Source organism: Enterococcus sp. DIV0660C (assembly GCF_017316125.1).
Classification (GTDB): Bacteria; Bacillota; Bacilli; order Lactobacillales; family Enterococcaceae; genus Enterococcus_B.
Map to the genome: position 1 here is coordinate 91,622 of NZ_JAFLWA010000004.1, position 6,256 is coordinate 97,877.

The 6,256-nt window shown below is 36.1% G+C and carries 7 protein-coding genes; 3 read left to right on the forward strand and 4 right to left on the reverse strand.

Annotated features, from left to right (window positions below):
- The 3 genes from DOK81_RS01285 to DOK81_RS01295 all read right to left on the reverse strand — a co-directional run bounded on the left by DOK81_RS01285 (position 1) and on the right by DOK81_RS01295 (position 2,511).
- Positions 1-357, reverse strand: coding sequence for an arsenate reductase family protein (locus tag DOK81_RS01285; RefSeq protein ID WP_206907351.1), 357 nt, complete (start codon positions 355-357; stop codon positions 1-3).
- Between the two features lie 4 nt (positions 358-361).
- A complete protein-coding gene (locus tag DOK81_RS01290; protein ID WP_206907353.1) occupies positions 362-1,549 on the reverse strand; it encodes an FtsW/RodA/SpoVE family cell cycle protein in 1,188 nt (395 codons plus the stop codon).
- Between the two features lie 140 nt (positions 1,550-1,689).
- Entirely contained in the window at positions 1,690-2,511 is an 822-nt protein-coding gene (locus DOK81_RS01295; protein WP_206907355.1) for a LysR family transcriptional regulator, read from the reverse strand.
- 305 nt (positions 2,512-2,816) lie between these two features.
- Between DOK81_RS01295 and DOK81_RS01300 the strand changes: the two genes are divergently transcribed.
- Both DOK81_RS01300 and DOK81_RS01305 read left to right on the forward strand, forming a co-directional pair.
- Positions 2,817-3,782 (forward strand): TDT family transporter, encoded by a 966-nt coding sequence (locus DOK81_RS01300; protein ID WP_206907357.1) that lies wholly within the window; start codon positions 2,817-2,819, stop codon positions 3,780-3,782.
- Between the two features lie 178 nt (positions 3,783-3,960).
- Positions 3,961-5,004: a putative sulfate exporter family transporter gene (locus DOK81_RS01305; protein WP_206907359.1), complete on the forward strand. Its 1,044-nt coding sequence runs from the start codon at positions 3,961-3,963 to the stop codon at positions 5,002-5,004.
- A 94-nt stretch (positions 5,005-5,098) separates the two neighbouring features.
- On the opposite strand, the gene DOK81_RS01310 is transcribed toward DOK81_RS01305, so the two are convergent.
- Entirely contained in the window at positions 5,099-5,575 is a 477-nt protein-coding gene (locus DOK81_RS01310; protein WP_206907361.1) for a methylated-DNA--[protein]-cysteine S-methyltransferase, read from the reverse strand.
- 289 nt (positions 5,576-5,864) lie between these two features.
- Here DOK81_RS01310 and DOK81_RS01315 point away from each other — a divergent pair.
- Positions 5,865-6,256: glycosyltransferase family 2 protein (locus DOK81_RS01315; RefSeq protein ID WP_206907363.1), on the forward strand; the 392-nt coding region annotated here is incomplete at its 3' end.

Genomic DNA, 6,256 nt, shown 5'->3' on the forward strand with positions numbered 1-6,256 from the left:
TTAAACTAATGCTCCTTCATAAGTTTTTTCATTATAACCAACTGTTACTACTTGATCTTCTTTCACTAAGAGTGGACGTTTGATCAACATTCCATCAGTTGCAAGTAACTTGCTTGCTTCTTGAATCGAAAAACCATCGATTTTTGATTTCAAATCTAGTTCACGATATTTCATCCCGCTCGTATTGAATAAACGACGCATCGGTAAATCAGTATTTGTGAACCACGTTTCAATCGTTTGAGCTGTGGGTGTTTCTTGAATCATATCTACTGCTTGATAAACGATTTGATGTTCATCTAACCACGCTTTTGCTTTTTTGCAAGTCGAACATTTTGGATACCAATAAAATGTGTACAACCTTTTACCTCCTAGATGTTTTGTCAGGCACCTCATTTTGGAAACGCATAGACAGGATCAGACCAATCCCAATCATATTTCCTAGAATAGACGAACCACCTTGACTAATAAATGGTAGGGGAATCCCCGTTAGCGGTAATAAACCAATATTTGCGCCAATGTTTTCAAAAACATGGAACAACAACATCATGATTAAGCCACTAGCGATATACGCATAAAATTCATTATTTGTATCAAAACAAACGCGAATCATTCGATAAATCAAAATAAAATATAAAAAGATCACGAACGCACCGCCAATGAAGCCAAAGTTTTCACCAATCACCGTGAAAATCATATCTGACTCACGAACAGGCACATATACATCGCTAGTATTGAATCCTTTACCTAGTAAACCACCAGAACCAATGGCTAGTAATCCTTGGGCTGGTTGGTAACTCATCCCCGACGTATCATGGAAAGGATCTAACCAAGAATCGATTCGAGCAAATTGATAAGATTTAAAACCAACTTTGTATAATAAATCTCTTCCGCCTTCTGTTGTTACTAAGTAGATCAGTCCTGCACCAACAACTAAAGCAACCACTACGACAGGTATAACAATTTTCCAAGAAATCCCCGACATCAAGAAAATCCCACCGAAAATAGCCAAGAAAACTAACATCGTTCCAAAATCATCTTGTGCCATGACTAAAGCTAAAACAGGTAATGTTACAAGCAACATTTTAGCAATCAGCCATAAATCATTTTGAGTCGTTCGTTCTTTCAACTGACTATTGTGCTTGGTCACAATCAACGCCATCATCAAAATATACGCAATTTTCATCAATTCCGCTGGTTGAAAAGTGAAAGAACCAAAACTAAACCAGTTTTTTGATCCAGTTACTAACGCGAGCTGTTTATCATAAAATTTGAGTAACAACCCCATAACAACTAACCCCAGACCGTATAAATAGGGTGTTAACTTCCAAATCCACTTGGAATTCAGGTGCATAATAACAATAATTGCTACAGCTCCAACCATGTACCACACGGTCTGCATCACTACTCCCCGAAGAACAGATGGATTATTCGGATCATGACTAAGTGCTACGTATAAAGAAAGTAATCCAATTAAACATAAAAGGAACACTGGTAAAATGACACCATAGTCAATCCGATTATCATTTGACGCTCTTTTTTTCTTTTCCATGTTTCATCCCTTTTCTAAAAACCATACTGCTATTTATTATAGCGGTCTGATTCTATAATTGAAAGTCTCAGCGAATGAGATTTGGGAAAAAATTAACTTTCCCTTTTGCCCTGAAAAATTACTAACCACAATATCTTTGTCTAACTATTTTCATACTGTTCATTATAGATCAAAATTGCTTTTGCAATGTCTAATAAGCGCTCCGAAACTAAATTTGTTCGCTGAATCAGATAAAACTTACGTTGATAATCTAATGACGTTGAAGGCACATTTTCTGGTACCGCACGTTTTGAAAGAATCGAGCGACCGATACCTTCTTTCAATAATGCAGCAATCACTTCATTGCTTTTTACTAACATTTTTCTCCCATGAATATTCTTTTCTTCAAAATACCGTTGCGTATAATGAAACACTCCTGAAGTTGACTCTCTGACTAGCCAGAGATCACTCTCTGGATTCCCCGCCACAACTAATTCATCTGACATGAGTGAATTTCTTTGGACACCAGAAGTTTCGAGTGGCTTTTCGATAAAACCAAAATCCGCTTCATGTTTTGCTACTTGATTCAAAGCATCATGTGAATTAGCAAATGCAATCACAAAATTCACCTTGGGAAATTTTGGAATCAAATATTTCATCACTTTTGGCAATAAATAAACAGAAAAAGTATGTGAAGCAACAATTCGACAAATCTCTTCTTCATTCTGTTCATCTAATAATTGTTGTTTTGTTTCATCCCACTCTTCTAATAAAACTAACGTACGCTCATAGAGAAGATCTGCTTGTTTCGTTGGCATCATTTCTTTGCGCCCATTTCGTTGAAATAAGGTCACTCCTAGATCTCTTTCTAATTGTTTCACCTGACTTGAAACAGCTGGTTGTGACAAAAATAAAAGTTCTGCTGTTCGAGAAAAGTTTCGAGTTTCGTACGCGACCCGAAATGTAGCTAACAATTTAAACATACTCTCACTCCTATAACTTTTTATTATAGTAACTATAAAAACTATTTGATTTAAATATACAATAAAATCACTATAATAGGAAATGTAAAAACTTCAACATTTTTTACAGTAAACGTTCTTCTCAAAAAGGAGACACTTGATGACAACTTTCTATTCACCACGTAAAGGAACATAAGACATCTCTTTCTGACCCAGTTTTATAAAAGAGTACCATCCAACTCTCTACTTTATGTAGAATTCCTTTTTGAGAAGTCCTAGTTGGTTTTTGATCAATAAACGATAAATACAATAAAAGGAGAATATAAATGAAGAATTTTTTAAAAATCGTTCCTGTTCCTATTTGTGGATTGATTCTTGGTTTAGCTTCTTTAGGTAACTTATTCAAAGAGTATCATTTGGTTCCTTTAGGTAATTTGTTAGGTATCATTAGCATGGCCTTGATGTTACTGATTTTAGGGAAGCTATTTCTATTGTTTGATCACACAAAGCAAAGTTTACATGATCCAATCATCGGTTCAGTTTCGCCAACATTCACGATGGCACTTCTAGTGTTGTGTACATACTTTGTTTCTTTTCAAAGTATTGCACCCATCGTCAAATTGATTTGGTTGGCTGCTGTGATTTTTCAAGTTGTACTGGTCTTGTACTTCACCTATCGCCATGTAGTGAAAGCTGATCTTTCCATTGAAGTGATTTACCCAAGTTGGTTCATTATTTATGTTGGTTTTGGCGTAATCACGGTTACAGCTGGAAACTTTTTCCCGCTTGTTGGAAAAATATTCTTCTGGTTATCACTTGCCTGCTATATATTCTTACTACCAATCATCCTTCGAAGAGTATTTTTCGTAAAGAATATGGCACAACCGACGTTACCATTGATCACTATTGTTGCAGCTCCAGGTTCTCTATGCTTGACTGGTTATTTGAAAAATTTTGAGCACCCAAACCTTTACTTGGTACTTGCATTATTCTTAGTATCACAGATTTTGTATTTCATTGTGCTTTCTATGTTGCCACGCTTGTTGAAACTCCATTTCTATCCAAGCTACGCAGCTTTCACTTTCCCATTAGTCATTTCAGCAACAGCTTTGTTTTCTGCCGTACATTATTTGGAACTAAACGGCTTACCTGTTGGTCTTTTAAATGTTTTAAAAGTGGTAGAATGTGCAATTGCAACAAGTATGGTCGTATATGTACTTGGCCATTACCTGCTCTTCTTACTAAAAGAGCATAGAAAACAAAAAAATTTCACTGTAAACGAATGGGTCTAGTTTTCTTTCATTTCTAGCTTTTTAACTTTTAACTTTTGTCTTTCTCAACTTTTGTTTTCAATTGTTGATTAAGGCAGAAGTATTTTTGCGTTTTTGTCAGAAATTTCAATTAATGCTACGATAATCAAGGTATTTTTTATTCAAGGATTATTTTATTTATGAAAGGAAACACATACGCATGAAATCTCAGCTCTTTTATTTAAAAATGATAAAAAAAATAGGAGGACGCAAGATTCTTCCAGGATTGTTACTGGCTGTCTCAGTAGCCGCTGTTAGCAAGATTCTTGCTTTATTCTTACCTCAACTTGGTGCAGCAACTTTAGCCATATTATTAGGTATTTTACTAGGTAATACTTTTTTCAAGCAACCAAGTCTTGCAATAGGAACAAAATTTGCTGAAAGCAAATTACTAGAATGTTCTGTTTTCCTACTTGGTGCAACTGTTACTGCTCAAACAATTGCAAACATCGGAACAAAAGGTGTGGTGTTTGTCTTATTGCAAATGAGCGTTACAATCATTGGCGCTTACCTGATTGGAAGAAAGCTTCAGTTTAGTGAAACTTCTTCACTCTTGATGGCTGGCGGGAACGCCGTCTGTGGATCATCTGCAATTGCTTCGATCGCACCAGTAATCTATGCGGATGAAGAAGAAAAAGGACAGATCATCACACTGGTTAATCTTTTAGGAACTGTTATGATGTTAACCCTTCCGTTTCTGGGTTTACATTTATTTGGTGACAACCTGATTGAAAAAAGTGCTCTTTTAGGTGGTACACTTCAATCTGTTGGACAAGTTGTTGCAGGGGCGAGTTTATTAGATGCATCAGTCGTTCAATTTGCTATGCTGTTTAAAATTTTACGTATCATGATGCTAGTTGTTGTTGTGTTTCTATTTGAAAAATTTATGCAGAAAAAAAATCCCAAAATTGCAACAGATCAAAAAAGAACAGAAACAAAACGAAAATTACCTTTGCCTTGGTACGTCTTGGGCTTCGTCCTCTTTTGTATCGTCAATAGCTTATTCAAACTTCCAGCAATTATTGGTCAATCTGCACACTTTATCAGCAATTGGTTCGAAATCACTGCTTTGGCAGCAATCGGATTACGTTTGGATTTTGCAAAATTCATGAAAGAAGGAACAAGATTTCTTTCTTACGGATTAGCTGTTGGTGTCCTTCAAACCATCATGGCCTTGTTCTTTATCTGGCTGATCCAACTTTAAGATAAACAACACAGTAAACAGCATAAAAAACTTGAGATCATCCACTGACAAATGAGTGGATGATCTCAAGCTTTTCTTTGCTTATAGGTTATTTCTAATGATTTTTGTGGTTTACTTTGACGCCTTCAAGTTCCAGTAAAATTTTTTTGATCTGCAATGCTTCCTCTTTTTTCCCCATGTATCCCGTTAGCTGACCATTTTGTCCAATCACTCGGTGACAAGGGACAATAATTGGTAGAGGGTTTACCCGATTCGCTTGTCCAATTGCTCGAACAGATTTAGGGTTCCCAATTGCTTGAGCGATTTCTTTGTAACTGCGGCTTTCCCCATAAGGAATAGCAATCAATGCTTGCCAAACATCTTGCTGGAAGGCTGTACCTGTTTGAATCGATAATGGAACTGTAAACGCTTCTCGCTTTTCAGCAAAATACTCTGAGAATTGTTCTTTTGCTAAATGTAAGATTTCCTGATTCGCATTTTCACTCTCTTCAATCGGAGTAAAACTAACTTTTGTTACTCCTTTTTCATCCGCGTCAAACCAAAGATTTCCAACAATGGTGTTCATCTTCATTATTTTCTTTGTGCCTACTCAACTGATTGATGGTAGGCTTTCCTCCTTAGAATTCTATGTAAAATGCATGCTTTAAACTATTTCAAAAGTTTGTTTCATCATCTACTATCTCAAGAAAAATTGCAACTCGTAATAGCTTTCTTCTTAACTTTTAGCAATTTCTTTAAATAAAAAATTTTTTTAATTTTGAATGAAATGCTACACTAGACATATCAATAATAAAAAGCTCTACTATCCAAACTATCAACTAACCTATTATTAGTTGTTGAGCAACAGAAAGGAACAAACAATGAAAGTCTCTATCGTCGTCCCCTGCTTTAACGAAGAAGCTGCAATTCCACTATTTTTCCAAGAGGTTGAAAAATATCGTGGCACTTATACTTTTGAATACTTATTTATTGATGATGGCTCCAAAGATCAGACCTTACCCGTCATCAAAGATTTAGCCGCTGCACATGATTCCGTGCGCTTCGTCTCATTTTCCAGAAATTTTGGAAAAGAAGCCGCATTATATGCCGGATTGCAAGCTGCAACAGGTGATTTAGTCACCGTCATGGATGTTGACTTGCAAGATCCACCTGAATTATTGCCAGAAATGATTGAACGAATCTTGACCTCTGATGTTGACTGCATCGGAACAAGACGTTCTACTCGAGAAGGTGAACCCGTGATCCGGAGCTT

Bases quoted from the DNA above. Each gene is read 5' to 3' on its own strand.
- DOK81_RS01290 (WP_206907353.1), bottom strand. From the start codon at position 1,549: ATGGAAAAGAAAAAAAGAGCGTCAAATGATAATCGGATTGACTATGGT.
- DOK81_RS01305 (WP_206907359.1), top strand. From the start codon at position 3,961: ATGAAATCTCAGCTCTTTTATTTAAAAATGATAAAAAAAATAGGAGGA.
- DOK81_RS01300 (WP_206907357.1), top strand. From the start codon at position 2,817: ATGAAGAATTTTTTAAAAATCGTTCCTGTTCCTATTTGTGGATTGATT.
- DOK81_RS01310 (WP_206907361.1), bottom strand. From the start codon at position 5,575: ATGAAGATGAACACCATTGTTGGAAATCTTTGGTTTGACGCGGATGAA.
- DOK81_RS01295 (WP_206907355.1), bottom strand. From the start codon at position 2,511: ATGTTTAAATTGTTAGCTACATTTCGGGTCGCGTACGAAACTCGAAAC.